This is a genomic window from Mesorhizobium silamurunense, assembly GCF_014843825.1.
In the GTDB taxonomy this organism is placed as follows: domain Bacteria; phylum Pseudomonadota; class Alphaproteobacteria; order Rhizobiales; family Rhizobiaceae; genus Mesorhizobium; species Mesorhizobium silamurunense.
This window is the reverse complement of record NZ_JHQR01000090.1, coordinates 15,215-41,397: the sequence shown is the minus strand read 5'-3', so window position 1 is coordinate 41,397 and position 26,183 is coordinate 15,215. Positions and strand designations below refer to the sequence as shown.

The window sequence follows — 26,183 nt, the reverse complement described above, 5'->3', positions numbered from 1 at the left end:
CCCAGTCCTTTCCCCAGAGTCCTTTTCAGGGCGAAGTGAATCGTCATTCCGGAAAGCCCCTCGAGGACAGGCTTAGCCTCACGATACCGTGAATCCAACTGACGGATTTGTAAGGTGCCGCTAATCCTGCTTGACAACGGACATCTCCATATTATCATCCACTAATCTTACGCTGTAAGGTAAATCGGAGGAGGATCAGCATGTCGATCGCCGCCCTCTCGGAACTGCAGCCAGTCGTGCCCCCGGAACCGCACGTTCCCGAAATCGCGATCGAGGAGGTCTCTCGCGATCTGAGCCGCGCCATCGAGCGCGCCGAGGTCAATGCCTGGCTCGATCTCTATGATGCCGCGCCCGCGGATTTCGCCGCGCGGCATGGCCTGTCGATCGCCCGCGACGGCGACCTCGTCTGGACCACCTGCACGACGATCCCGTTCATCCATTTCAACTGCGTGAAAAACATCGGCGTCGACAGCCCCGCCACAGAGGTCGAGGTCGACGCGCTGCTGGCGCACTATCGCGCGGCCGGCATCTTGCGGCCGTGGTTCTACACCAGCCCGCACACAGAACCGTCGCGGCTGAGATGTTGGCTGGAAGCGCGCGGGCTGCAGCATCAAAGCGGCTGGGAACGCATCTTTCGCGATGCGACGCCATTGGCCGCCGAGCCGGTCTTCCCGACCGACGGTGTATCGGTCGAGGAGGTCACGCCTGAAACAGCCACGGAATGGGCTTCCTTCATCGACGCCAAGTACAGGCTGCCGACGACACCTTGGCTCATGGCGCTGGTCGGCCGCAAAGGCTGGCGTCACTACATGCTGAAACGCGATGGCGCGTTGGCTGCGGTGCGTTCACTGTTCATCTCAGATGGCACCGCCTGGAGCGGCATCGACGCGCCGGTGCCGGGCATCATGGCGCCGAGCTTCGATCTCGACGCCATGCTTGGCGAAAGATTGGTCCGTGACGGCATCGCCGCCGGCGCGAAACTGTTCGTCGCCGATATCGAGGCGCCGCGCCCCGAACGCGACGGTCCGGCCTATCGCAACTACGCGCGGATCGGTTTCAGGATTGCCTATTTCCGCAGCCATTACAGCTATTTGCCGGCCCATTCGAGCTGATGGGAATGAGAGCACGGCTCTAGCGGTATAGCCATTGTTTCAGGCAGCTTCTGGCCACCACATGCGCTGGCGGCAGCATCGGCTGATCGATGCGGGAATCGTCGGCAGCCCTGTGGCGAGCCTTTTCCAGCAGCAGGCGAAGCTCGGCCGGGCGCACGCGGTCGCGCTCCATCACGAGTTGGATCATCGGGTCGTTCAAAAGCTCGTCCAGGGTGTTGATGCTCTCGCTCATCCGTCGCCTCCTCGATGCCTTCCCGCATGGCGCTTAGATAGGCAGCCAATGATGGCCCGCCAATGACGCTTTGCCGGCTATCTCGTGAATCGAAGATGAAATTTTTGTGCAGGCTTGGCCCGAAATGAGTCAGGCCGGAGGCGCGCCTTCATATTGCGGCAGACCGTCATCGAGATGCACCCACGGCTGCATGGAAGCGGTCCAGAAATGCATGTCGGGCTTGAACACGGACGGATCGTCGAGCGAGCCGGAGGTGATGCCGAGAATGTTCCTGGAGTCACGGCGCGAAAACATCGTCGTGCCGCAGGCCGGGCAGAAGCCGCGCTTGAGGTCCGGCGATGAATTGATCGTCGCGACAGGCCCCTCGACGGTCACGTCGTCAACGCGGAACAGGAGCCGCGCGTTGAAGGCAGCGCCGATCGCCTTCTGGCAGATCCGGCAATGGCAGACGCGTTCGTTGATCGGCTCGGCCTCGGCGCGATAACGCACCGCGCCGCACAGGCATCCGCCCTGGTATTTAGTCATCGCAAGCACTCGGTTTGTGAAAATGCCGGCACGGTAGCGGCCGGCATCCTATCGTCAATCAAAAAGCTTTGATGGGATGCGATCGCTTGCCGTGATGCAGGCGCCGACACGGCAATAAAAGTAGGCTGGAGTCAGTGCCGCCGCGCCTGCACCAGATAGGCGTCGATCTCGGTCTCGCCGAGCCATTTGGCGGCCTCGAGCCGATGCAGCCCTTCGACCAGGACATGGCGCTTACCGTCGTGCCGCACCTGGATTGGCGTCTTCATGCCGTTCTCAAGGATGTCCTCGGCGAGATGGCGCACGGTCTCCGGATGCAGCGTCTTGCGCCGCGCCGTCGGCACATAGATGTCGTCGACCTTGACCCTTTGCACGCGCAGCATCTTGGCTCCCGGTCCTGAAACATCGCCTCGGCATGACATAGTCCGTTTGCCGGATATGGCCAAGCGCTTGCTGGCCCGATCGTTTCCAATTGACGCTTGGCCGGCCAATGGTCTCAATGGCGGCCTCTTGGTTTCAGGTGTTCATTGACGCAGTTGCCCACCGAATTTCCCGATTTCGGACTGACGCCCGAGCAGCGCCGCGAGGCGGTGCGCGGCCACTATTACGAATGGCCGGGAATGGATGGCGAGCGCGGCGAGATCTGGTGCTACAGCGACCGCTTTTCCTATCGGCCGGGCGAGACTCTGACGCTGCATGTGAGCACCACGGCGCCGCAATTCAGCATTGCCATTGTCCGTGACGGAGCGGTCGAAACCAAAGTCTTCGAGAAGACCGGCTTGTCGGCGCGCTGGCAGGATACACCCGACCAATGCTCGGTCGAAGGCTGCGGCTGGGCGGCCTCGTTCGACTTCCGCATCGGCGACGACTGGCCGTCAGGCGCCTACCGCGTCACGGTTACCGCTGATGGCCGAGGCGGCAGGCCGATTGAGAGCCACCACCTGTTCATCGTCGCGCCCCTGCCCGGCCGCAAGCCTGGCCGCCTGCTGCAGGTCGCCGCCACCGGCACCTGGCTCGCCTATAGCACCTGGGGCGGCTCCAACCATTATCAGGGCATCACCGGTCCCAACCGCGACCAGTACGCCACGATGGTCTCGACGCAGCGCCCGTGGTGCCGTGGCTTCGTCGTACTGCCAAGGGACGCGCCGCGCGTGCCGCTGGAAGTCGCGGTGCCGCCAAAGACCGTACCGCGCTACCCGCATATGGAATGGGCCTTTGCCACCGGCCATTCGAAGAAATACGCCTCTTCCGGATGGGCAAGCTACGACAGCCATTTCTTCCGCTTCGCCGAACGCGCCGGTTATGCTGTCGATCTCGCCAGCCAGCACGATCTGCATTTCTCGCCCGAGATCCTCGACGGCTACGACTGCGTCGTCTTCGTCGGCCATGACGAATACTGGACCTGGGAGATGCGCGACGCGGTCGACGCCTATGTGACCCGCGGCGGCCATGCGGCGCGTTTCGCCGGCAATTTCATGTGGCAGACAAGGCTCGAGAACGAAGGACGCCGCCAGGTCTGCTACAAATACCGCGCCCGCGCCGAGGACCCGGCCTATCGCGGCGGCGACGTCACTCGCGCCACCAATTCCTGGGAAGCGCCCGAAATCGGCCGTCCGGGCAGCGCCACCTTCGGCCTCAACGCGACGCGTGGCGTCTATGCCGGCTGGGGCGGCTGCGCGCCGCGCGGCGTGCGCGGTTTCCCGGTCTACAGGCCCGAGCACTGGGCCTTCGCCGGCACCGGCATCTATTATGGCGACCTGCTCGGCGCCGATAGCCATGTCTATGGCTATGAGGTCGACGGGCTCGACTTCGAGATCCGCGGCGGCCTGCCCTACCCGACAGCAACCAGCGGCGCGCCGGACGGCTTGCAGGTGCTGGCCGTCGGTATGGCAAGCCAGGTCGAGGAAAGCGCCGACATCCCGATCGAGGACCAGTTCCTCACCGACGAGGACGGTCGCTTCACCGCCGAGACGCTGTACGGCGAGGCGAGCGACGCCAACCTCGACAAGGTCAAGCGCGGCAACGGCATGATCGTCAATTTCCCGCGCGGCAAGGGCGAGGTCTTCCATGCCGGAAGCTGCGAATGGGTCGCCGGCCTGCTAAGGCAGGACGCGATGGTCGAGCGCGTGACCAAAAATGTTCTCGACCGCTATCTTGGAAAGTCCTGACATGCCGAAACTGGAAGCGCAGCCCTCATCTCAGACTGAAGAGCGGCCGCCGTCGCACCTGTTCTACCTTTCCAGCCTGCGTCGGCCGCTCGTCGATCGCGCCGAGGGCATCTATTTCTGGACCAAGGACGGCCGCCGCTTCATCGACGGATCGAGCGGACCGATGGTCGCCAATATTGGCCATTCCAACCGCAACGTGCTCGACGCCATGAAGCGGCAGATGGACAAGACCACCTTTGCCTACCGGCTGCATTTCGAGAACGAACCGGCCGAGGAACTGGCTCAGGAACTCGCGAACAAACTGCCCGCCGGCATGGACCGCATCTTCTTCGTCTCGGGCGGTTCGGAAGCGACGGAGTCCTGCATCAAGCTCGCCCGGCAATGGGCGGTCGCCACCGGCCAGCCGAAACGCTGGAAGGTGATCACCCGCTTCCCCTCCTATCATGGCGGCACGCTCGGCTCGCTTGCCGTAACCGGCGACGATGCGCTCGCCGAGACCTTCACGCCGCTGATGCGGGTGATGCCGACGGTGCCGGCGCCGACCGCCTGGCGCGACCGCGACAACCTGTCGATGGAGCAGCGCGGCATCCGTTATGCCGACATGCTCGAGGAAAAGATCCAGGCCGAAGGACCGGAGAGCGTTCTCGCCTTCATCATGGAGCCGATTGGGGGCGCCGCGACGGCAGCGCTTGTCGCGCCCGACAGCTACTATCCGCGCATTCGCGAGATTTGCGACCGCTACGGGATTCTGCTCATCCATGACGAGGTGATGAGCGGCGCCGGCCGCACCGGCAAGTTCCTCGGCGGCGACCATTGGAACTGCAGCCCGGATATTGTCGCACTGTCGAAAGGGCTGGGCTCGGGCTATGCGCCGCTCGGCGCGCTGGCGGCACCAATGCGGCTGGTCGAGCCGCTGCTCGCCTCCGGAGGTTTTCAGCACGGCCACACCTATGCCGGCAATCCGCTTGCCTGCGCCGCCGGCCTTGCTGTGCTTAGCGAGATGGACCGGCTTGACCTCATCGCCAACGCCGCCGCCATGGGCGATGTGCTGATCGGCGAGTTGAAGGCGTTGCAAAAGCGCTTTCCCTTCATCGCCGACGTGCGAGGCAAGGGCCTGCTGCTCGGCGCCGAAATGGTCGCCGACCCGGAAACGTTGAAGCCGATCGACCCGGCCCGCAAGGCGACCCAGCGCCTGCTCGACCTTGCCTATGCGCGCGGCCTGATCATCTATGGCCGCAAGGTCAAAGGCGGCGTCGACGGCGACAATTTCATGGTGGCGCCGCCGATGATCATCACGCGCGAGCAGATCGGCGAGATGGTCGCCATCATCGGCGACTCGCTGGAAGCGCTGGCCGCGGAACTCGACCTGCCGGTAGAAGGCTGAGGCCATGGTGTTTTGAGACGTCCTGAGATGTTTGCGATCCTTCGCACCCCCCTCTGGCCTGCCGGCTATCTCCCCCGCAAGGGGGGAGATTGGCAGTTTTGGCCATGGCGCCAATTCTGCAACGTTGAAAATTGGCGAAAGCGAAAAACACAGCTGATCTCCCCCCTTGCGGGGGAGATAGCCGGCAGGCCAGAGGGGGGTGCCTGGGCGCCATGCCTGTCGTGAGTGCAGTTATTCTCCGCCCCGGCACCATCGACGACGTCGAAACCATACACGCCACCCTCCTGCGCCTCGGCACCCACATCAGTGCGCACCAGGAAATCACATCGACGCCCGATGACCTGCGCCGCTACGGCTTCGGTGAAAATCCGGCCTTCTCGACCTTGATTGCCGAGGTCGGCGGCGAGTTCGCCGGGCTCTGCCTGCATTTCCCGATCTTCTCGACTTGGATGGGCAGGCCCGGCGTCTACGTACAGGACCTCTATGTCGAGGACCGCTTTCGCGGCCGCCGCATCGGTGAAAAACTGCTGCGGCGCGTGGCCAGGGAGTGCCGCGCGGCAGGCGGCGTCTATTTGAGGCTTTCCGTCGATACCGACAACGAGACCGCCAAGGCCTTCTATGAGAGACTGGGTATCGGCTGGTCGAGCTACGAGCAGGTGCAGAAGGTCGTCGGCGACGCCTTCTTCGCCTTTGCCGACGCGCCGGAGGAAGAACGATGAAAGCCTTCTATGCCGAGGAACAGAAGCGCCACGACCCAAAGGCTTTCCTCTCCAGCGGCGCCCCCCAGCCCAACCCGGAAAAGCCGGAACGCGTCGAGAGACTGTTAGCCGGAGCAAGATCGGCAGGGTTGACGGTTGAACGGCCGAAGGACTATGGCCTCGGCCCAATCGCGGCGGTGCACACACCCGAATATCTCGACTTCCTCGAGCACATCTTCGCGCGCTGGCAGCGCATCGAAGGCGCCTCGCCGGAGGTCATCCCGAACATCCATCCGATTGCCCGCAACGGCTCCTATCCGGCGTCGGCGGGCGGCCAAGCCGGCTATCACATGGCCGATACCGCCTGCCCGATTTCGGCCGAGACCTGGAACAGCGCGCTGTGGAGCGCCTGGAGCGCGGTCGAGGCTGCCGAAGCAGTGATGGCCGGTGCGCCTTCGGCCTATGCACTCTGCCGCCCGCCGGGCCACCATGCCTTCGCCGACGTCGCCGGCGGCTTCTGCTTCATCAACAATTCGGCGGTCGCCGCGCAGGTGCTGCGCAGGAACGCTGCCCGCGTCGCCATCCTCGATGTCGACCTGCATCACGGCAACGGCACGCAAGGCATCTTCTACGCCCGGCCGGACGTGCTCACCGTCTCGCTGCATGCCGATCCGGTGCGCTTCTACCCCTTCTTCTGGGGCCATGCCGATGAGCGCGGCGAAGGCTGCGGCCTCGGCTACAATCTTAACCTGCCGCTGCCGCGAAAGTCCGGGGATGCTGCGTTCCTCGAAGCGCTGGCGGTGGCCTTCCAGCGCATCCGCGCCTTCGCGCCCGAGGCATTGGTCGTGGCGCTCGGGCTCGACGCCTTCGAAGGCGACCCGTTCGGCGGCCTTTCGGTGACGACACCCGGCTTCGCCCGCATCGGCGAGGCGATCGCCGGGCTCGGCCTGCCGACGGTCATCGTCCAGGAAGGCGGCTATCTCTGCGATGCGCTCGGCGACAATCTTACCGCTTTCCTGACCGGCTTCGGTGGCAAGAAGGGCTAGGAACGCTGCTGCCTCAGCATCGCGATAACGCGATGCACGCTGTCCAGCGTCTCGTCGATCTCGGCCCTCGTGTTGTAGTGCGCAATGCCGATGCGCACGACGCCCTGCTCCGGCGGGATGCCGAGCTGGCGGACGATCTCCCACGCGTAATTGTGGCCGGACCACAGAAAGATGTTTTTGGCATTCATCTGCCGCACGATCGTCTCCGGCGCGATACCCTCGACCGTGAAAGACACTGTCGGCACGCGCTCGCCGAGGCGCTCCGGATCGGTGATGCCGCGAATGGTCAGGCCCTTGATGTCCGACAGGCCTTCGATCAACTGCCGGGCCAGCGCGTTTTCGTACGCGATCGACACTTCGAAGGCTCTTGCGACCTGCTGCCGTCGCGAACCGCCCTCGCCGGCCGCGGCGCCGAGACCGGCGAAATAATCGACGGCAGCGGTCAACCCGGCCATTAGCTCGATCTGCGGCGTGCCGAGCTCGAACCGTTCCGGCAAGCTGGTGGACGAGCAGCGGCATTTGTAAGGTTTTAGCTCGTCAATGACCCCGCGGCGGCCCCACAATATGCCCATATGCGGCCCGAAGAACTTGTAGGCCGAGCAGACCAGGAAATCGCAGCCCAGGTCCTGCACGTCGATCAGCCCGTGCGGCGCGAATTGCACGGCATCGACATAGACCAATGCGCCGGCCCGCTTGGCGATCGCCGTCAGCGCCTTCACCCGGTTGATCGAGCCGGTCAGGTTCGAGGCATAGTTCAGCGCCACGAGCCGCGTCCTTTCCGAAAGCAGCGCCTGCAGGGCCGCTTCCTCGACCTGCCAGCTCCGCTCGTCGAACGGCAGGAAGCGGACGACGAGACCGAGGTCCTCGGCAAGCTGCAGCCAGGGCGAGACATTGCCCTCGTGATCCATGCGGGTGACAATGATCTCGTCGCCGGCCTTCATCGTCCGGCCGAGCGTGCGCGACATGTGGTAGGTCAGCGTCGTCATATTGGCGCCGATGACAATTTCCTCGACGCTTGCGGCGCCGAGAAAATCGGCCATCGCGGCATGCGCATCGTCGACCACCTGCTGCGCCGCGACCGTCGTTTCGAAGAAGCCGCCAAGATTGGCATTGGTCGCGAGCAGGCAGCGCGACACCGCATCGGCCACCGCTTGCGGCACCTGCGTGCCGGCCGGATTGTCGAGGTAGATGCGGCGGCGGCCTTTGTCCGTCAGCGAAAGCGCCGGGAACTTGCCGCGGACAGCCTCGATCGGAAAGTTCGCCATCGTCTCCATCCCTTTGTCGTTGGTCTATGATTTGCCGGTCACGGACACGGGTTGCCGGCGCGCTGGTGGATGGCGTCGACGGCCTTCTGCATCTCTTCCGCCCAGGTGACATCGACTGACGACAGCGCCATATCGAGCTGCGCGACGCTGGTGGCGCCGACGATGTTTGCGGTCACGAACGGCCGGCTCGACACATAAGCGTTGGCAAAAAGCGCCGGCTCCATGCCGAAGGAGCGCGCCAGCTCATTGTATTCGAGCAGCACTTCCGCGGCATTCGGCGTCTCGTAGCGCTGGCCGCGATTGAAGAGCTGCGAGCGCGAGCCTTGCGGCCGTGCGCCGTGATCGTATTTGCCGGTGAGGTAGCCCTGAGCCAGCGGCGAATAGGCAAGCAGCGATACCTGTTCGCGCTGGCAAACCTCGGCGAGATTCACCTCGAAGGTGCGGTTGACGAGGTTGTAGGCGTTCTGCAGCGAGGCGACGCGCGGGCCGATGCCCTTGTCGGATTCGGCGAGGAAACGCATGACGCCCCACGAGCTCTCGTTCGACAGGCCGAAATGGCGGATTTTTCCCGCCTTCACCAGTTCCTCGAAGACGGCCAGCGTCTCGGCAATCGGCGTCTCGCCCGCCGGCGCGCCGGCAGCGTCAACCCGCCGTGCCACCGCACCGACGCGTGTCGGGTTCGAGCCCCACGGAATGTCCCGATCCGGCCAATGGATCTGGTAGAGATCGATGTAGTCCGTGCCGAGCTTCGCCAGCGACTTCTCGATCGCATCGAAGATGTCGGCGCGCACGAGCTTCGACGGCCGGTCGCCGCGAAACCAGGTGTTGGCCGTACGACCGACCACTTTCGAGGCGATGATGACCTTGTCGCGGTTGCCCTTCGCCTTCATCCAACTGCCGATGATCCTCTCTGTCCACCCTTGCGTCTCGGCCTTGGGCGGAATCGGGTAAAGCTCGGCGGTGTCGATGAAATTGACGCCGCGCGAGAACGCCAGGTCCATCTGGGCATGGCCCTCGGCCTCGGTGTTCTGCTGACCCCAGGTCATCGAGCCCAGGCAGATTTGCGAAACAAGGAGATCGGTCCGACCAAGGCGGCGTTTTTGCATGGAATGTCTCCGGCGGGAGGTTTTGCGCGGGCTGCGCGGGGAGGAAATTCAAGCATAAAGCATAGGCCGGAGGTTCTCCAAGCCCTGTCGCCGCCGACTTCTCGCGAATTTCTCGGCCATCAAGGTCTGTTGAGATACAGCTCAGGCCGAGCCGAAAATGATGGGTTCCGAGAACCGGAGCGGAGCGTACTTTAAGTACGTGAGCACCGGCCTACGCCGGCTGTAGCCTTAACTGCCACGCCACTCCCATGTCCATGTCATGGATGCTTCGGCCGGCGAAGGCCGGAAGCGCAGGAAGCCGCCATCTGCAGGCCGGCCTCAGCTGAAATATCAGCAGACCTTAGCGTCGGGCGCCGGCCAGGGCCCGCCGCTTGGCCTCGTCGATCAGCATGTTGGCCACTTGCATTCGGATCATCGCGCGTTGGCGCAGATGCGGCGCGACACGGTCCGGATGGTTGGCGAAGGCGAAGTTGCGCCGCATGCGGCCGAAATCGGCATTCTTGCCGGGGTGGTCGAGGCCGAGCTCGCCGGCAATCGATTCGGGATCGATCGGCGGCAGCTTTTCCTCCGGCCGATGCTCCTCGCCGGCGAGCGCGAGCTTGGCCTGGTCGAGAAGCGCGGCGAACTCAGCGGCAAGGTCGGCGCCCGCCTCACGGTATTCGGCGGCAACGCTCTCGCCGGCAACCTTGATGCGGCCGGAGTGAAGCTCGTCTGCCACCGAAAGATAGTCGAACGGAATAGAGGGCCGAGCGCCCCCGTCCTCGCCCTTCTCCGAGGCGATGATCAGGTCGTCGAGCAACGAAGCGAAATCGAGCTTGTTCCCGGTGCCGATCTCAGCCTCCCTCTGTCGCGACAGCATTCATTGTCGCCGTCGACCATAGATCGCTCTCGTTAAAAATGAATGCCGGCGACGTTAACAATTGCGGGCATTCAGCTCCAAACGTCGGCCGGAAACAAAAAGCCGGGCTGCATTTTCGTGCAACCCGGCAAGGTCGCCAGGAGTGGCGAGGAAAAAGCCGGCCATATGCCAGCATGGGGCGTACGGTCGCGCTTCCGCAAAAGTTTCAGAAAAAATCGATTATGGCGGAAAAAAATTCGCGAGACACATGGCAGCTATGCGATTGCTGCACTGCACAATTGTAACAAATCACTTATATTCTGGGCGTGTGGAGGACAAATTAGGGGCCTGGGATATGGGGTTCTTCACTGAAATGTTTGCGCGGCCACGCCCGCAGGAACAGCAGCGTTATCGCTCGGCGCTCGCGCTTTTGAATGCGATGAGCAACGCCGACCGCGCCGATATCGGCATCAAGCCGGCGGATTTTCCGCGCATCGCCCGGGAAATGTCGATACGCTGATTCAACGATGAAAAGAGGTTTCTCCGCGGCGCGGGGAAACCTCTTGGTCTTCAGCGTCCCAGGAAAATCGACTTACCCAACGGAACGCCATTGTGCCGCAGGATGTCGTAGGCCGTGGTGATGTGGAAGTAGAAGTTCGGCATGGCGGCGTTGAGCAGATATTGCAGCCCGCCCATCGACACTTCGCGCCCGGCAAGCCTGAGTTCAATCGTCCGCGCCTCCGACCCGTTCAGATCGGCGGCCGAGAACGTCGCCAGATGATCGAGCGTCTTGGCGATTCGGGCGTGAAGCTCTTCGAAGCTTGACTCATTGTCCTCATATTTGGGCACCTCGCGGCCGGCGAGCCGCGACGGCGCGCCCTTGGCATGGTCGGTGGCGATCTGCACCTGCCGGGTTAAGGCGAACATGTCGGGCGCGAGCCTGGCGGTCAGGAACACCTGCGGGTCGATCTTGCGGTCGGCCGCGTTCTGTTCGGCCAGCGACAGCACGCTGGCCAGCGCCTTCAGCCGGGCTGAAAAGACGGCCACGGAAATGTCGTACATGGATATGGTCACGTGAGTAATCTCCCCAGGCGGCCTAAGCGCCGCGAGCCGTGAGCTAGCGCCTCTGCCTTCGATTCTTCAAGCAGTCCTGCCCCCGCGTCACCGCGACGCCGCAATCGCCGTGGTAGTATTTTCGTTATCGAGCGGAGATTCCCGATGAGACGCGCCCTTCTCGCAGCGACTGCCTTGTTCTCCCTTGCCGGTATCGGCCAACCGGCGCTTGCGGCCGAAGCGCCCTATATCGACGACCGATCCAGCGCCGAGGCGGTCGTCCGCTCGCTCTACAGCGCCATCAACCGGCATGAATTCGCACGCGCCTGGGGTTACTACGGAGATACAAAGCCGGCAAAGGATTTTGCCACATTCGTCAAAGGCTATGACGGCACCGACACAGTGGATGTGAAAACCGGCGGCGTATCCGACGAGGGTGCTGCCGGCAGCATCTATTACAGCGTTCCGGTCGCCATCCAGGCGACCGACAAGAAGGGCGAGGCCAAGGTCTTTGCCGGCTGTTACACGCTGCGGCAGGTCAACGCGCAGATCCAGGAACCGCCGTTCCAGCCGATCTTCATCGACAAGGGCGCGCTGAAACCGTCCACCTCGGATTTCGAGGACGCCCTGCCGGCCAGCTGCGGCGACGGCCCACCGCCGCCGAAGAAGGACGAAGCGCTGGAACAGGCCAGGAAGGCCTTCCTCGCCACCTATGGCGAACAGTGCGACAAGGAGAATCCGGAAGGCAAACCGGTCGGCGAGCCGGACGCCTACTCTATTCACTACAAGGACAAGGAGGCCGCAGCCGACGAGCCGGAGCGCGAGACGCGGCTTTTCCGATTCTTCTGCTCGATGGCCGCCTACAATGAAAGCGCGGTCTATTACATCTATGACGATGTTTCAGGTGTCCGCCAATTGCAGTTCGCCTCGCCGGAGCTCGACATCGGCTACGAGAACAACAACAGCGAAGGCAAGGTCGAGGGCATTCACATCATCGGCTTCCAGACCGACGACCAGTTGGTCAATTCCGACTATGACGACAAGACCAAGACGATCACCTCGATGAACAAATGGCGTGGCGTCGGCGACGCCTCGTCGACCGGCACCTATCTGTTCCGCAACGGCAACTTCTCGCTGGTGCAATACGACGTCGACGCATCCTATGACGGCGAGATCAACCCCGAAACCGTCCTGGACTACAACACGCCGCCTTGATCACGGCGCTTTGCTGAGCATCCAGTTGAGCGTCCCGCGCCAGTCGACCATGCGGATCGGCGTGCCGTGCGTGCCGGTCTCGAAACGCGCGAAGCGGGTCGGATAGGCTTTCGATTTGGCGAGGATCGAGCGGAAGAATGCCTCCTGCTTCGCCACGGCAAACACCACGTCATGGCTGCCCTGGCCGAAAAACACCGGCACGCGGCGCTTGAAGGCCGGGCTGGTCAAAAAGCTTTCGTCCCAGAGCGAGCCGAGCAGCAGCAGTCCATCGATGCGGCCGCCCGTGTCCTTGCGGTCGGCCAGTTTCCAGCAGAGGATGCCGCCCATCGAGCCGCAGGCAACGAAGATTTTGGCGCCGGGCGATTTCTCGGCATAATGGACGATCAGCGCCGCCACTTGCGCGGCGCCTTTGTCGCCGAAGTCGGGAAAGTCCGGCGAAAGATAGAGGCCGTCATTTTCGGCCATCAGATTCTTGAGGCGGTTGAAATTGCCGCCGAAGGTGAAGTCGTCGACGCCCTGCTTGCGGCTGCCGCCCTGCCCGTGCAGGTAGATCACGATGATGGCGGCACCTTCCGTCTTGCCGACAGCGACATGCCTGACATCGCCGGCATCGGTCTTCAGCATCAGATCCTGCTGCACCCTGCGCACGCCGGGATCGGTATACTGCGCATGCACGCGCTTTTCCGGCACCTCGTCGCGCTGGTTGATATCGCGCATCTCGCGATAGTCGAGGACCGTGTAGGCGCCATTGTCGCCGGTCGACAGTGCCGCGGGATAGGCGAAGAGATCATCCTTGAAGGGTTTCAGCGATAGCGTCTGCCCCTTGGCGGCTGATAGCGAGATCGCTGTTGCTGTGAGCAGGGCGAGGAAAAATCGGAAGCGCAAAGACATTCCGAAGCCATGCGAAATTCGACTTCGGTTTGTCAATCCTGCAGCACGCCGCCCGCCCCTTCCAGCGCCTCGCGCGTGTCGACGTCGATCGAGGCGCCCTGTCCGATCTCGACATCGATGACGTCGAGCCCCTCGGCCTCGACCAGATGCCGCGCACCGGTATCGCCCTCGAGATGCGCGACAGCGGCAAACAAGGAACGCGGCAGCAGCACCGGGTTGCCGCGTTTTCCGAGATGCGCGGCACGCACCACGGCGCGGCCGCCCGACCTTCGGAACGCATCGATCAGGCTGTCGAGATCCTTCGAGGAAACGCCCGGCATGTCACCGAGCACAATCATGGCGCCGGCCGCGTCGGGCGCGACCCGCGCGATACCCGCCTTCAGAGACGAGGCCAACCCGTCGGCGAAGTCCGGATTGTCGGCAAGCCTCACATCGAGGCCGGAGAGCGCGGAGTGGACGCGCTCGCGCTGATGTCCGGTGACGACGATGGTGCTGGCGGCTTTCGACCCGAGCGCCCGCTCGGCGGTTCGGCGCACCAGTGGTTCACCGTCGAACAACGCCAGGAGCTTGTTCGGTCCACCCATCCGGCTGGAGCGGCCGGCGGCGAGAAGCACGACGTCGACCCGAGGTTCCGATCTTGCCGACTGCGGTTCCGGCAGCGGCTCGCGTGGCTGCGGCCTGGACGGGATTTCCATCAGGAGGCCCCCGACGCCCATGCGGGCAATGTCGCCTGCCGTCACGTCGAGCCCGGCGATCAGCCGGTCCAGCACCCAGTCGAAACCATTCTCCTTCGGGCTGCGGGCACAGCCGGGCGCGCCGATCACGCGCTTGCCGTGGAGCGTTCCAAGCACCAGGAGATTGCCGGGATCGACCGGCATGCCGGCGCGGATGACTTTGCCGCCCGCCTTCTCGATCGCCGCGGGGATGACATCGCCGAAGTCGGCCAACGCCGAGGCGCCGAAGATCACCACCATATCGTTACCGCGCGCCAGCGCGGCCGCGGCCTCCGCGACCGGTGCGACGTCATGCGGCGTGCGCCGCTCCGCGGTCAGCCGGCCGCCGGAGCGCGCCAGCCGCGCCTCAGTGACGCGCAACGTCTTGTCAAGCACGCTCTGCTTCACGCCGGGCAGCGTCGTCTGGATGACGCCGACATTTACCGGACGATAGGCATTGACGGCAAAGATCTCACCGCCGGCGCAGATTTTGGTCACTGCATCGACCAGGCTTGCTGCGACGGCAAACGGGATGATCTTGACCGTCGCCACCATCTGGCCCTTCTCGACCGGCGCGTGCTGCGCCAGCGTGGCGATGGTGATGGCCGGATCGACGGCGTTGATGGCGTTGACCATTTTTGCGTCGACGGTGAAGACGCCCGCGGTTTCGGCGTGCAGGTTTACGCGTCCGGTCGCGGCGGGCTTCGTCTCGACGTTGCGATGGATCATGCTCAACGCGATCTTTTCGGCCGCGGCATCCTCGCCGAGGTCGTCGGGAGCCAGGACGGCCACGACGACTTGGCTGATACCAGCAGCCTTCAGCGCCGCGACGTCGTCGCAGCTCAGCCGATGCGCCTTGCGGAACCGCCGCTCGCCGGCCGCCGTTGCATGCGCCAGCACCGCCCCTTCAGCCTGCTCGATCGGAACCGGACCGAACTTCACGCCACAGCGCCCTTGCTTTCCAAGCCACGAGAACGAAAGGCATGGATGGTCTGTGCCAGCACCGCGACGGCGATCTCGGCCGGGCTGGCGGCGCCAATGTCCAGCCCGATCGGCGCGTGGATGCGGGCAATCTGGTCGGCGCTCACGCCCAGTGCCAGCAGGCGCTCGACCCGCTTGGCATGGGTCTTCCTGCTGCCGAGCGCCCCGATATAGAAGCACCTGGCATCGAGCGCTGCCTTCAGCGCGAAATCGTCGATCTTCGGATCGTGAGTGACGGCGGCAAGTGCCGTATAACTGTCGAGCGGCTCGCGCTCCAACACATCTTCCGGCCATTCGGCATGCAGCGCCACATCCGGAAAGCGTTCCGGCGTGGCGAAGGCAGTGCGCGGGTCGATGATCTCGACCGGATAACCGGCGATCCTCGCCATAGGCGCCAGCGCCTGGCTGATGTGGACCGCGCCGATTACCACCAGGCGCGGGCGCGGCAGATGCGCGTTGAGGAAGAAGGTCCGCCCCTCCGCCTCCACCGATCCAGAGTTACCGGTGCGGAACGCGCTGGCGATCGCTTCGCCGAGAACGCCCGCAACATGGTCGCCCTCACGCACGATGCGGTCTCGGCCGTCGCCGAGATCGGTGACCAGCACCGCCGCGCGCCGGGCGCGGCGGTGCTCATTCAATGTTTTGAGAACGTACGGATCCATCCGTAGTCAACCTAATCGCTCGACATAGACCTTGATGCGGCCGCCGCAGGATAGCCCCACCTGCCAGGCGGTTTCGTCGGCGACGCCGAATTCCAGCATCCTGGCCTTGCCTGAGCCGATAACATCGATCGCCTCTGTCACCACCGCGCCCTCGACACAGCCGCCGGAGACCGAGCCGTGGAAATTCCCTTCGGCGTCGATGACCAGATGGCTGCCGGCCGGCCGCGGCGCCGAACCCCAGGTCTCGACCACGGTTGCGATGGCGACATCCTTGCCGTCCTTCATCCAGCCTTCCGCGATGATCAGAGGATCGCGGGCTTCATCGAGATAAATGCTCTCGTCCATCGTCGCTTCTCACAAAGTCTGTTTTCCCCGAGGAACACCCCCGAGAAATATACGGCTGCGAAACATATGGCTACGCGGCGCGTCTCCCGCCAGCTTGCAGCCAGTGGCGCGGGTCGACCGCAGCCGCCGGCCGCCGGTCGAGCGAAGCGCAAAGATCGGCCAGCGCATCGAGATTATGCACGGCGCGGAACTCGTCGACATGCGGCAGCATCGCCTTCACGCCGCGGGCGCGCGCCTCGAACCCGTCGAAGCGCAAAAGCGGATTGAGCCAGATCAGCCGCCGGCAGGATTTATGCAGCCGCTCCATCTCCTCCGACAGGCCGGTGACGTCGTCGCGCTCCAGCCCGTCGGTGATCAGCAGCACCACGGCGCCCTGCCCGAGCACGCGGCGCGACCACAGCCGGTTGAATTCGGCGAGCGCATCGCCGATGCGGGTGCCGCCGGACCAGTCCTTCACGGCTGTCGAGCATTCGGCCAGCGCCTCATCGGGATCGCGGTGGCGCATCTGGCGGGTCAGGTTCGTAAGTCGCGTGCCGAAGACGAAGGCATGCACGCGCCGGCGCTTTTCCGTCAGCGCGTGCAGGAAGTGGAGGAAGATGCGCGTATACTGGCTCATCGAGCCGGAAATGTCGGCAAGCACGACCAGTGGCGGATGCACTTCGCGGGCAGAGCGGAATTTCGGCAGGATCAGCGCGCCGCCGGTGCGCGCGGCGGACCGCATCATGGCGCGCGGATCGATGCGCCGCCCTTGCGCATCCGGCTTGAAGCGGCGCGTATGCACCAGATCGAAGGGCAACCGCAAGGCCGCGATCGCCTTCTTGGCCTCGGCCATCTCGGCTGCATCCATCTGCGCGAAATCCCTGCCGCGCAGCACCTCGTTGCCGGAGAAGGTGAACCGCGCATCGACCTCGATCTCGGGCACTTCCCGTACCGGCTGGTTCTTGTGGTGCCCTTCGAACATCGCCTGGCTGATGCGGTTCTCGGCCGCCCGCGGCTTCTGCTTTTCGCGATCGTCGGGCGCAACCGGCGAAAACATCGCCAGCAGTTTCTCGATCAGCTCGCGCGACTTCCAGAACAGGCGGAAGGCTTCGTCGAAGACGGGATGATCCTCGTGCCGCGAGACCAGCACCGCATGCAGCGTCCAGTAGAAATCGTCGCGCGAGCCGATGCCGGCGGCGAGCACCGCCTCGATAGCGTCCTTGACCGAGGCCGGTCCGACACGCATGCCGGCCTTGCGCAGCGTCCGCGCGAAATAGACAATGTTGTCGGCGATGCGCCCTTCCGCTGTCGCCTCTTTGGGTTCCGCGCGTGGCGATGGCATGGCGCCTACTCCGCGACCGAAAGCTCGGCCTTCACCTCGTTGAGGATACGCCGGCCTTCGCCCTCACCGATGCGGGCAATGTCGTCCTGGTATTTCAGAAGCACGCCGATCGTGTCGGACACAGTCTCCGGGTCGAGCGCCACCTTGTCGAGTTCGGTGAGCGCGCCGGCCCAGTCGATGGTTTCGGCAACGCCGGGCGCCTTGAACAGCTCGACCTGGCGCAGCTTCTGGATGAAGGAGACCACCTCGGCGGACAGCCGGCTATTCGCCTGCGGCACCTTGCGGCGCACGATCTCCAGCTCGCGCTCGGCGTTCGGATAATCGACCCAGTGGTAGAGGCAGCGCCGCTTCAGTGCGTCGTGGATCTCGCGCGTGCGGTTGGTGGTGATAATGACGATCGGCGGCTCTTCAGCCTTGATCGTGCCGAGTTCCGGAACCGTCACCTGGAAGTCCGACAGGATCTCGAGCAGGAAGGCCTCAAACGCCTCGTCGGTGCGGTCGAGCTCGTCGATGAGGAAGACCGGCGCCGCCCCTGCCTTTCCGGTCAGCGCATCGAGCACGGGGCGGCGGATCAGGTATTTTTCGGAAAAGACATTGCGCTCCATGTCGGAGCGCACGACCTTGCCGGCCGCCTCCTCCATGCGGATCTCGATCATCTGAGCCGCGTAGTTCCACTCGTAGACGGCGGAGGAGACGTCGAGCCCTTCGTAGCATTGCAGGCGGATCAGCCGGCGGCCGAGCGCATCGGCCAGCACCTTGGCGATCTCGGTCTTGCCGACGCCCGCCTCGCCTTCGAGGAACAGCGGTCGTTTCATGCGCAGCGACAGGAACAGCACCGTCGCCAGCGAGCGATCCGCGACATAGTCCGCGCCGGTCAGGAGATCGAGCGTCTCGTCGATCGACTTCGGCGCGGGCCGCGGCGCGGTCATCTTGTCTCCGTGGATGCCGCGCACCCGTTTCACAGAACGTGGTAGCCGCGGTTGTGATAGATCAGCGGCCGCAAATTATCGCCGATGCGCAGGCCTGTCACCTTGCCAAAAAGCACACGGTGGGTGGCCAAATCCTTGGTATCGATGATCTGGCAATCGAAGACGGCGAGCGCGCCTTTCAGCGTCGGCGCGCCGGTCGAGATCACGTCCCATTCGCCGAGCGCGAAGCGCTCTTCCAACGGCAGGCCGGTCATGCCGGAAAAGCCGGCCGAGAGCGCCTCCTGGTCCGAGGCGAGCGTGTTCAGTGCAAAGTTACCGTTCCTGATGAAGGCTTCGTTCTTCTGATTTTCGCGGTTGAGGCAGACAAGCACGGTCGGCGGCGTGTCCGACACCGAGCAAGCGGCGATCACCGTGGCGCCCCTTTTGCCCGCTGGGCCGTCGGTGGTCACCACATGCACATGGCCGGCAAAATGCGCCATCGCATCGCGATAGTGTTGCGGCCCGATGTCGTTGATCTTCAGCACCTGCTCATCCACCTGTCAGAAAACCAGCCCGTTATATATGGCTACATATTGCATGCCACAAGCGAAGTGCTTGACCGCAATCCTGAAATTCGCGTGTTGCGCCAGGATTAGCCAGCCTTTAGGTCTTTGCTGGAATAGTGCCGGACTGTAACTCTGGCACGGAGGACCTCTTCACTCGAATGCGCCTTCTCATGACGACTTTAGCCGCGCTGCTTTCGCTGGCCGCGAGCGTCCATGCCGAGACGCTGGTTGGCGTCGCCGCACCGCTGTCCGGGCCGTCGGCGATCCTCGGCAAGCAGATCGAGGCCGGAACCGGGCTGGCGGCGGAGGCCCAAGGCGTCGCCCTCAAAACCGTTGACGATGCCTGCACGGCCGACGGCGGCGCGGCGGCCGCTAGGCAATTCGTGGACGCCAAGGTCAATATCGTCGTCGGCTTCCTTTGCACCGAGGCGATCGAGACAGCGCTGCCGGTCCTGAAGGACGCCAACATTCCGGTCATCACGATCGGCGTGCGCACCGAGAGCCTGACCGATCGTCGCGCCAAGACCGGCTGGCCGATCTACCGGCTCGGGCCGCGCGGCGACGACGAGCGCAATGCGGTGGCCACGATCCTCACCCGGCTCTGGCAGAACGAATTGTTCGCCATTATCGATGACGGCACGATCTATGGCCGCGAGATCGCCGAAACTTTTCGCGCGGCCGCGGAGCAGGCGGCGCTGAAACCGGCCTTCGTCGACACCTTCCGGCCGCAGCTCGACAACCAGATCGGATTGATCGGAAGGTTGAAGAAGGCCGGCGCGACAAAAGTGTTTGCCGGCGGCGACGGCGACGACATCGCCGTCATGGGGCGCGATGCCGCTCAGCTCAGCGTCGGCATCACCTTCGCCGGCGGCGAGACGTTGCGCACGCCGCCCGGCGATGTGCCCTATGCGGTCGGCACGCTGATGATCGCGATGCCGGAGTGGGCGGAAGTCGCCGATCCCAAGGTCATGCAGGCGTTCAGCGAAAGGAACATCGTGACCGACGGCTACACCCTGCCGGCCTATGCGGCGGTCGAGATCGCCAAGGCGGCAACGGCGGACGCCGAAAGCTCCGGCAAGCCGCTCGCGGAGGCTCTGATCGGACATGAGTTCGCAACCGCGATCGGCCCGATCCGTTTCAACGAAAAAGGCGATCTCAGCCGGAATCCCTTCCGCGCCTTCCGCTTCGACGGCACGCATTTCGTGCCGCTGGAGGAAAAGTGATGTTCCGCACCGGGCCACGCAACCTGATCACCGACCTCGCCGGACTGAGAGTCGGCAATGCCGCCGACGCCAGGCTGAAATCCGGCGTCACAGTGGTGCTGTGCGAGGAACCGGCGGTGGCTGGCGTCCAGGTCCTGGGCGGTGCGCCGGGCACGCGTGAGACCGACCTGCTCGAGCCGCAAAACTCGATCGAGGCCATTCACGCCGTCGTGTTGTCCGGCGGCTCGGCCTTCGGTCTCGATGCCGCTTCCGGCGTCCAGGCGGCGCTGCGCGAAAGAAACATCGGCGTCGAGGTGGGCGGCTTCCGCGTGCCGATCGTGCCCGCCGCAATACTGTTTGACCTGTGCAATGGCGGCGACAAGGATTGGGGCCGCTATCCGCCCTATCGCGAGTTGGGCTACGAGGCGCTGCAGGCGGCAACGGCCGACTTCCCGATTGGTACTGTCGGCGCCGGCACCGGGGCACTGACTTCCGGTCTGAAAGGCGGGCTGGGCTCGGCCTCGACGGTGCTCGATAGCGGCGTCACCATCGGCGCGCTCGCCGCCGTCAACCCGACCGGCTCGGTGACGGTCGGTCGCAGCCGGCATTTCTGGGCAGCGCCCTTCGAGATCGGCGATGAGTTCGGCGGCCTAGGCTATCCGGACTCGCTGCCGGAAGACGCCAGAAAAATACTCTTGAAGTACCGTGACCAGCACGTCGGGGAACTGCCGGAGGGCGGCAGCACGACGATTGCCATTATCGCCACCGACGCGGTTCTGACCAAGGCTGCGGCCAAGCGGCTGGCGATTTCGGCGCATGACGGGTTCGCACGCGCCATTTGGCCAACGCATACGCCGGCCGACGGTGATCTGGTCTTTGCCCTCGCCACTGGCAAAAGCGGCATCGAGCTCAGCGCCGACGCCGCGATCGACCTTTTCGCAACAGCCGGCGCCACCATGGCACGCGCCATCAGCCGCGGCGTCTATGCCGCGACCCCCGTCGACGGTGACCTGTTTCCGGTCTGGTCATCGCGCTAGGGCAATTCCAGGAAAAGTGTGCAGCGGCTTTCTGTCCGGAATTGCGCAAGAGAAAATCTAAAGTTGCCGGTTCAGGTCGGGTCGGACTTCTCTTCCTCGAAGGTCACCGCGACATCCGAATTCGCCGACAGCCAGACTTTTTTTTCGTCGATCTCCGCGACGAGGCTGAGCGGAATGTAATGATGATGACCCTTGTGGTGCCTACCCATGCCGCTGTCGGCCTTGGTCAGCTTGATCCGCTGACCGTCGACCTTGTCGACGGTGCCGATATGGACGCCATCGGCGCCGATCACTTCCATATGCTCGCGTATCTTGCTGAGGTCGGTGGTCATGCTGGTCCTCCGTTGGGTGGCCGCATCCTTATCGGGACGGTCCACAATAACAAACGAGCGCCGGATTGGATGCATCGAGCAGCACGTCTCGTTCACCATGGTGTGATAGGCATGACGCCAATGAGACAGAGCGCATGACCAGCGACACCCGACCTGAACCGCCAGTCACCGCCGCGGAACGTGGCCTTGTGACCGTGACGCCGCTGCAATCAACCTCCTTGCGTCTGCACCTGGTGCGCGATGCGCTGCGCTCGGCAGGCAAGGTCGTTGTCGGCGCCTCGCTGTGGGGTCTTACGATGGCGGCCAGCGCTTTCCTCAATCTCTATTATTGGGAGACGCCGGGCAGGCTCCGCTTCGTCGTGCTGCTCTATGCGCTCGGCGGGGCGCTTGCCTTTCCCGTCGGGCTGACGCTCGCCAGGCTGGTATCGCGCGGCCGACACTGGGAAACCACGCTCGCTGCCGCTTTCGTATGTCTGCTTAGCGCGACGCTCGCTGTCACCGGCGGCCTGTTCGCGCTGCAATACCGTTCCTACTACGCCGAGTGGCACGCGCCGGCCTTCACGCTGACCTGGGCATTCGAACTTGTGTTCACGGCGCTGACAGCGCTCTACCAGTTCGTCGTCCTGGGAGTGCGGCTCTATTTTCCGCTCGGCTTTGCGGCACTTGTTGCCGCCAGCATCTGGATTGCGCGCCAGCGGCGTTGAGCATTGGCCCGGCCTCTGTTAGGACGCGGCCAAAGCTTCTCCCTGCAGGACTTGGAAACAGATGATCCCTCGTTATTCCCGGCCGGAAATGGTCGCCATCTGGTCGCCCGAAACCCGGTTCCGCATCTGGTTCGAGATCGAGGCGCATGCCTGCGATGCGTTGGCCGAGCTCGGCGTCATTCCGAAAGAGGCCGCGAAAACAATTTGGGAAAAGGGCGGCGCCGCCAAATTCGACGTCGACAAAATCGACGAGATCGAGCGCGTCACGAAGCACGACGTGATTGCTTTCCTGACCCATCTCGCCGAATTCGTCGGGCCGGACGCCCGCTTCATTCACCAGGGCATGACCTCGTCGGACGTTCTCGACACTTGCCTTGCGGTGCAATTGACGCGCGCCAGCGACATCCTGCTTGCAGACATCGACGCCCTGCTCGCGGCCCTGAAGCGCCGCGCCTTCGAGCACAAGGACACCATCACGATCGGCCGCAGCCACGGCATCCATGCCGAGCCGACGACTTTTGGGGTCAAGCTGGCGCTGGCCTATGCCGAATTCTCGCGTTGCCGCGAGCGGCTGCTACACGCGCGCGAAGACATCGCCACCTGCGCCATCTCGGGCGCGGTGGGCACCTTCGCCAACATCGATCCCTATGTCGAAGAGCATGTGGCAAGGAAGCTCGGACTGAAGCCGGAGCCTGTGTCGACGCAGGTCATCCCGCGCGACCGCCATGCGATGTTCTTCGCCACGCTCGGCGTGATCGCCTCGTCGGTCGAACGGCTGGCCGTCGAAATCCGCCATCTGCAGCGCACCGAGGTGCTGGAAGCCGAAGAATACTTCACGCCGGGGCAAAAGGGGTCGTCGGCGATGCCGCACAAGCGCAACCCGGTGCTGACCGAAAACCTCACCGGCCTCGCCCGCATGGTTCGCTCCTACGCCATGCCGGCGATGGAGGATGTGGCGCTGTGGCACGAGCGCGACATCTCGCATTCCTCGGTCGAGCGCATGATCGGGCCGGATGCGACCGTGACGCTCGATTTCGCGCTGTCGCGGCTGACCGGTGTCGTCGACAAGCTGCTCGTCTATCCCGACAACATGCTGAAGAACCTGAACAAGTTCCGCGGCCTGGTGCATTCGCAGCGCGTGCTCCTGGCGCTGACGCAAGCCGGCGTCTCGCGCGAGGATGCCTACCGGCTGGTGCAGCGCAACGCCATGAAAGTGTGGGAACAAGGGGCTGATTTCCTTGAGGAACTTCTGGCCGACAAGGAAGTGACAGCCGCGCTCCCCGAGGCCGAGATCCGCGAGAAATTCGACCTCGGCTATCACACCAAGCATGTCGACACCATCTTCAAGCGGGTGTTCGGAAAGGTTGAGGTCGAGTAAAGGCGTCCGTTAGCTTGGCGCAGCCCTCGATCAAGCCTTGCCGGGCACTGTCTTGATCACCGTGCCCCAAGGATCCTCCCGCGCAGTCTCGGCCTTCACATTGTCCGAGCGCATCTCGACCCAGGCGAGACCCGACCGCGCCGGGTCGCGTCGGCCGGCGCCGGCGCTGTGCCAGGCATTGGCGCCGATATGGTGATGGTAGTGGCCGGAAGACAGGAACACCGCCTGGCCGCCATATTTGGCAACCGTGTCGAAGCCGAACTCGTCATGCCACCAGGCCTCGGCGTCCTCTGGGCGGCCGACGCGCAGATGCACATGGCCAACGATGGTGTTCTCCGGCGCGCCCTGCCAGCCGGCGTCGCCGGCCGGCACGCTGGCGACGACCGCGGGCAGGTTCAGCCGCTCGGTCGCCATGGCGATCCCGCCGGCTCCGGCGCGTTAAATTTCGGATGCCAAATTGTTGAAACGCGCCCGCATCCTAGCGGATGCAGGCGGCTTCGAACGTGCGATTTTTCGGGTCGTCAGCCGACGATTTTTGAAAAATCGGCGACCTGATCGGTGGCGGCGGCGTGGTTGACCCAGCGGCCGAGATCGGCGCGCGACGGCAGCAGGAAGGCCGTGTGGAACAGGCCGGCGCTGCGCGGATCGTCAGGCTTGGCCGACGCGGCTGGCTCCAGCACCAGCAGCGGACGGTTGGCGGCGCCAAGCGTGATCGCGCCATCGGCGCGGCTCAGCTCCTGCAGGCCGACGACGGCGCGGTAGTAGGCGGCAAGGTTTTCAGCATCACGCGCCTTCAGGCCGACGCGCGAGACGCTGACCGGGGTGGTCGCGGCAAAAGGCAGTTCGCTCATCAAACTCTCCGTTCGGGCGCCGATCTCACCAAGGGCAGTCGCGCCGGCTTTTATTAGTCGTTCCTTTTCCTTCCTCAAATCGTCGATTGCGATCGTTCACACAAGACGGAAAGAATCGAACAGGTTGTTCACAATTGTGATGTGCAGCGTCCACCGGCATGGTTGCATGAGACAAGGCCGCTCGCTACATCGGCGCCATGAAAGTCAAGGACGCAGATATCCTCATCATACCGGGCTATACCAATTCCGGCCCCGAGCACTGGCAGACCCGCTGGCAGTCGAAGCTGTCGACGGCGCGCCGGGTCGAGCAGACCGAATGGTCAAAGCCCGTGCGCGAGGATTGGACGGCAAGCGTGGCGAAAGCCGTCAACGAGGCCGAGCGGCCGGTAGTGATCGTCGCCCATTCGCTGGGTGTGGCAGCGGCGGTGCAGGCCATTCCGCAATTCCAGAAGCCGGTCGCGGGCGCCTTTTTCGTGGCGCCGCCGGATGTCGCCAATCCGGAAATCAGGCCGAGGCATTTGATGACCTTCGGGCCCTATTCGCGCGAGCCCCTGCCCTTCCCGTCGATCGTGATCGCCAGCCGCAACGATCCTTTCTGCGCCTTCGAGGTCGCCGAGGACATTGCCGCCGCCTGGGGATCGCTTTTCATCGATGCCGGCGAGGCCGGCCATCTCAATGCCGATGCCGGGTTCGGCCCGTGGCCGGAAGGCTCGATGACCTTTGCCAAGTTCCTGACGGAACTGAAGGAACCCTGAACTGCTTGCCGGCTCTGGAAATCGGGAGCGATTTCCAGAAAGATCACGAGCAAAATCAGGGTGATACGGCGCGGCTGACTAAGAGCCGATCGAATCCCGCATGCTCTTCAGAAGCGTCTTGGCGCCGAGCGAGATCAGCGTGTGGTCCGAGCCCATGGCGAGCAGCCGGTAGCCCATCGACACCACGCGCCCCGCAACGGCCGGCTCGATGACATAGATCGCGGCATGCTTGCCTGCCTTGCGCGTCCGCTCGGCGATCGAGGCCACCGTCTCCATCATGCTTTCCAGCGTCGAATTGACGGTGCTGCCGTTCGACCAGGCGATCGAGAAATCCGACGGGCCGACAAAGATGCCGTCGATGCCGGGCGTCTCGAGGATCCCGTCGAGCGCCTCGAACGCCGCCCGCGTCTCGACCATGGCAAAGGCCATGGTGCGCTGGTTCGAGTCGCGCAGCCACTCGGCATGGTCGCCCTTGCCATGGCGCGGAAAGGCATAAGTCGGGCCCCAGGAACGCTCGCCCATCGGCGGATATTTCATCGCGGCGGCAAACTGCCGTGCATCCGCCACCGAATTCACCATCGGCGCAATCACCGCCTCGGCGCCGAAATCGAGCGCCCGGCTCGCCATGTCGAAGCGGCCGACCGGGATGCGCACCAGGGCCGGCTTGTTGGCGGCAAGCACCGGCACCAGGCCGCGCAGCACGCTGTCCTCATGGTGGCCACCATGCTGCATGTCGAGGGTGACGGCATCAAAACCCTGCTTGGCGATGATTTCGACCGTCAGCGCGTCCGGCACCCCGGACCATGCGGTGAACAGCGTTTCATCGGCAGCCAGGCGGGACTTGAGCGACATCGGAACTTTCCTTGTTAACGATCCGCAGTTTCGGCCGGAAACGGCG

General features: G+C 64.1%; 28 protein-coding genes and 1 pseudogene. 12 read left to right on the top strand and 17 right to left on the bottom strand.

The window, feature by feature from the left end:
- The first annotated feature begins 200 nt into the window (after window positions 1-200).
- Entirely contained in the window at window positions 201-1,112 is a 912-nt protein-coding gene (locus DH10_RS10990) for a hypothetical protein (RefSeq protein ID WP_192253982.1), read from the top strand.
- 19 nt (window positions 1,113-1,131) lie between these two features.
- Here the strand turns inward: DH10_RS10990 and DH10_RS10985 are convergent, their stop codons facing one another.
- The 3 genes from DH10_RS10985 to DH10_RS10975 form a co-directional block, all read right to left on the bottom strand.
- The gene (locus tag DH10_RS10985) at window positions 1,132-1,344 is read right to left on the bottom strand and encodes a hypothetical protein (protein WP_192253981.1); all 213 of its coding nucleotides are present in this window, start codon (window positions 1,342-1,344) and stop codon (window positions 1,132-1,134) included.
- 129 nt (window positions 1,345-1,473) lie between these two features.
- Complete coding sequence (locus DH10_RS10980; protein ID WP_192253979.1) at window positions 1,474-1,869, bottom strand: GFA family protein; 396 nt, start codon at window positions 1,867-1,869, stop codon at window positions 1,474-1,476.
- A 131-nt stretch (window positions 1,870-2,000) separates the two neighbouring features.
- Window positions 2,001-2,249: a ParB N-terminal domain-containing protein gene (locus tag DH10_RS10975; protein ID WP_192253977.1), complete on the bottom strand. Its 249-nt coding sequence runs from the start codon at window positions 2,247-2,249 to the stop codon at window positions 2,001-2,003.
- 144 nt (window positions 2,250-2,393) lie between these two features.
- On the opposite strand from DH10_RS10975, the gene DH10_RS10970 reads away from it, so the two are divergent.
- From DH10_RS10970 to DH10_RS10955, 4 genes are all read left to right on the top strand, one after another.
- Window positions 2,394-4,034, top strand: coding sequence for a N,N-dimethylformamidase beta subunit family domain-containing protein (locus tag DH10_RS10970; RefSeq protein ID WP_192253975.1), 1,641 nt, complete (start codon window positions 2,394-2,396; stop codon window positions 4,032-4,034).
- A gap of 1 nt (window position 4,035) precedes the next feature.
- Window positions 4,036-5,418, top strand: coding sequence for an aminotransferase family protein (locus tag DH10_RS10965; protein ID WP_192253973.1), 1,383 nt, complete (start codon window positions 4,036-4,038; stop codon window positions 5,416-5,418).
- Window positions 5,419-5,630: 212 nt separating this feature from the next.
- Window positions 5,631-6,137, top strand: coding sequence for a GNAT family N-acetyltransferase (locus DH10_RS10960; protein WP_192253971.1), 507 nt, complete (start codon window positions 5,631-5,633; stop codon window positions 6,135-6,137).
- Window positions 6,134-7,162, top strand: coding sequence for a histone deacetylase family protein (locus tag DH10_RS10955; protein WP_192253969.1), 1,029 nt, complete (start codon window positions 6,134-6,136; stop codon window positions 7,160-7,162). Before DH10_RS10960 ends, DH10_RS10955 begins: the two co-directional genes overlap by 4 nt.
- On the opposite strand, the gene DH10_RS10950 is transcribed toward DH10_RS10955, so the two are convergent.
- From DH10_RS10950 to DH10_RS10940, 3 genes are all read right to left on the bottom strand, one after another.
- Window positions 7,159-8,427, bottom strand: a complete 1,269-nt coding sequence (locus DH10_RS10950) for a cysteine desulfurase-like protein (RefSeq protein WP_192384715.1) — start codon at window positions 8,425-8,427, stop codon at window positions 7,159-7,161. The two genes, DH10_RS10955 and DH10_RS10950, sit on opposite strands and share 4 nt — an antisense overlap.
- Window positions 8,428-8,465: 38 nt before the next feature.
- The gene (locus tag DH10_RS10945) at window positions 8,466-9,533 is read right to left on the bottom strand and encodes an aldo/keto reductase (protein WP_192253965.1); all 1,068 of its coding nucleotides are present in this window, start codon (window positions 9,531-9,533) and stop codon (window positions 8,466-8,468) included.
- A 340-nt stretch (window positions 9,534-9,873) separates the two neighbouring features.
- A complete protein-coding gene (locus tag DH10_RS10940) occupies window positions 9,874-10,392 on the bottom strand; it encodes a hypothetical protein (protein ID WP_192253963.1) in 519 nt (172 codons plus the stop codon).
- Window positions 10,393-10,726: 334 nt separating this feature from the next.
- Here DH10_RS10940 and DH10_RS37860 point away from each other — a divergent pair, with 334 nt between their 5' ends.
- A complete protein-coding gene (locus tag DH10_RS37860; protein ID WP_082954041.1) occupies window positions 10,727-10,891 on the top strand; it encodes a DUF1127 domain-containing protein in 165 nt (54 codons plus the stop codon).
- 50 nt (window positions 10,892-10,941) lie between these two features.
- Here DH10_RS37860 and DH10_RS10930 read toward each other — a convergent pair whose 3' ends face one another.
- Window positions 10,942-11,445, bottom strand: coding sequence for a DUF1993 domain-containing protein (locus tag DH10_RS10930; RefSeq protein WP_192253961.1), 504 nt, complete (start codon window positions 11,443-11,445; stop codon window positions 10,942-10,944).
- Between the two features lie 144 nt (window positions 11,446-11,589).
- On the opposite strand from DH10_RS10930, the gene DH10_RS10925 reads away from it, so the two are divergent.
- Window positions 11,590-12,639 carry a DUF1176 domain-containing protein gene (locus tag DH10_RS10925; protein ID WP_192253959.1) on the top strand — a complete coding sequence of 350 codons (1,050 nt, stop codon included), beginning with the start codon at window positions 11,590-11,592 and terminating at the stop codon, window positions 12,637-12,639.
- Here DH10_RS10925 and DH10_RS10920 read toward each other — a convergent pair whose 3' ends face one another.
- From DH10_RS10920 to DH10_RS10890, 7 genes are all read right to left on the bottom strand, one after another.
- On the bottom strand, window positions 12,640-13,530 hold the full coding sequence (locus DH10_RS10920; RefSeq protein ID WP_246506354.1) for an alpha/beta hydrolase: 891 nt from the start codon (window positions 13,528-13,530) through the stop codon (window positions 12,640-12,642).
- 32 nt (window positions 13,531-13,562) lie between these two features.
- Window positions 13,563-15,185, bottom strand: a complete 1,623-nt coding sequence (locus tag DH10_RS10915) for an NTP transferase domain-containing protein (RefSeq protein WP_192384714.1) — start codon at window positions 15,183-15,185, stop codon at window positions 13,563-13,565.
- A complete protein-coding gene (locus DH10_RS10910) occupies window positions 15,182-15,886 on the bottom strand; it encodes an XdhC family protein (RefSeq protein WP_192253955.1) in 705 nt (234 codons plus the stop codon). Before DH10_RS10910 ends, DH10_RS10915 begins: the two co-directional genes overlap by 4 nt.
- A 6-nt stretch (window positions 15,887-15,892) precedes the next feature.
- Window positions 15,893-16,231, bottom strand: a complete 339-nt coding sequence (locus DH10_RS10905) for an XdhC family protein (protein ID WP_192253953.1) — start codon at window positions 16,229-16,231, stop codon at window positions 15,893-15,895.
- Window positions 16,232-16,301: 70 nt separating this feature from the next.
- Window positions 16,302-17,552, bottom strand: a complete 1,251-nt coding sequence (locus DH10_RS10900) for a vWA domain-containing protein (protein WP_192253951.1) — start codon at window positions 17,550-17,552, stop codon at window positions 16,302-16,304.
- A 5-nt stretch (window positions 17,553-17,557) separates the two neighbouring features.
- Window positions 17,558-18,481, bottom strand: coding sequence for an AAA family ATPase (locus tag DH10_RS10895; protein ID WP_192253949.1), 924 nt, complete (start codon window positions 18,479-18,481; stop codon window positions 17,558-17,560).
- 29 nt (window positions 18,482-18,510) lie between these two features.
- Window positions 18,511-19,005 carry a flavin reductase gene (locus tag DH10_RS10890; RefSeq protein WP_192253947.1) on the bottom strand — a complete coding sequence of 165 codons (495 nt, stop codon included), beginning with the start codon at window positions 19,003-19,005 and terminating at the stop codon, window positions 18,511-18,513.
- Window positions 19,006-19,184: 179 nt separating this feature from the next.
- Here DH10_RS10890 and DH10_RS10885 point away from each other — a divergent pair, with 179 nt between their 5' ends.
- Entirely contained in the window at window positions 19,185-20,249 is a 1,065-nt protein-coding gene (locus DH10_RS10885) for a branched-chain amino acid ABC transporter substrate-binding protein (protein WP_192253940.1), read from the top strand.
- Entirely contained in the window at window positions 20,249-21,265 is a 1,017-nt protein-coding gene (locus DH10_RS10880) for a P1 family peptidase (protein WP_192253938.1), read from the top strand. Before DH10_RS10885 ends, DH10_RS10880 begins: the two co-directional genes overlap by 1 nt.
- Before the next feature lie 71 nt (window positions 21,266-21,336).
- Here DH10_RS10880 and DH10_RS10875 read toward each other — a convergent pair whose 3' ends face one another.
- Window positions 21,337-21,597 (bottom strand): DUF2171 domain-containing protein, encoded by a 261-nt coding sequence (locus tag DH10_RS10875; protein ID WP_192253936.1) that lies wholly within the window; start codon window positions 21,595-21,597, stop codon window positions 21,337-21,339.
- Between the two features lie 134 nt (window positions 21,598-21,731).
- Here DH10_RS10875 and DH10_RS10870 point away from each other — a divergent pair, with 134 nt between their 5' ends.
- Window positions 21,732-22,301: a hypothetical protein gene (locus DH10_RS10870; RefSeq protein ID WP_246506352.1), complete on the top strand. Its 570-nt coding sequence runs from the start codon at window positions 21,732-21,734 to the stop codon at window positions 22,299-22,301.
- Between the two features lie 61 nt (window positions 22,302-22,362).
- Window positions 22,363-23,679, top strand: a complete 1,317-nt coding sequence (gene purB, locus DH10_RS10865; protein ID WP_192384713.1) for an adenylosuccinate lyase — start codon at window positions 22,363-22,365, stop codon at window positions 23,677-23,679.
- 30 nt (window positions 23,680-23,709) lie between these two features.
- Here purB and DH10_RS38165 read toward each other — a convergent pair.
- Window positions 23,710-24,530, bottom strand: a pseudogene (locus tag DH10_RS38165) (VOC family protein).
- A gap of 197 nt (window positions 24,531-24,727) precedes the next feature.
- Here DH10_RS38165 and DH10_RS10850 point away from each other — a divergent pair.
- Window positions 24,728-25,285 (top strand): RBBP9/YdeN family alpha/beta hydrolase, encoded by a 558-nt coding sequence (locus DH10_RS10850; RefSeq protein ID WP_192253933.1) that lies wholly within the window; start codon window positions 24,728-24,730, stop codon window positions 25,283-25,285.
- 78 nt (window positions 25,286-25,363) lie between these two features.
- Here the strand turns inward: DH10_RS10850 and DH10_RS10845 are convergent, their stop codons facing one another.
- The gene (locus DH10_RS10845; RefSeq protein WP_192253931.1) at window positions 25,364-26,137 is read right to left on the bottom strand and encodes an HpcH/HpaI aldolase family protein; all 774 of its coding nucleotides are present in this window, start codon (window positions 26,135-26,137) and stop codon (window positions 25,364-25,366) included.
- Window positions 26,138-26,183 lie beyond the last annotated feature (46 nt).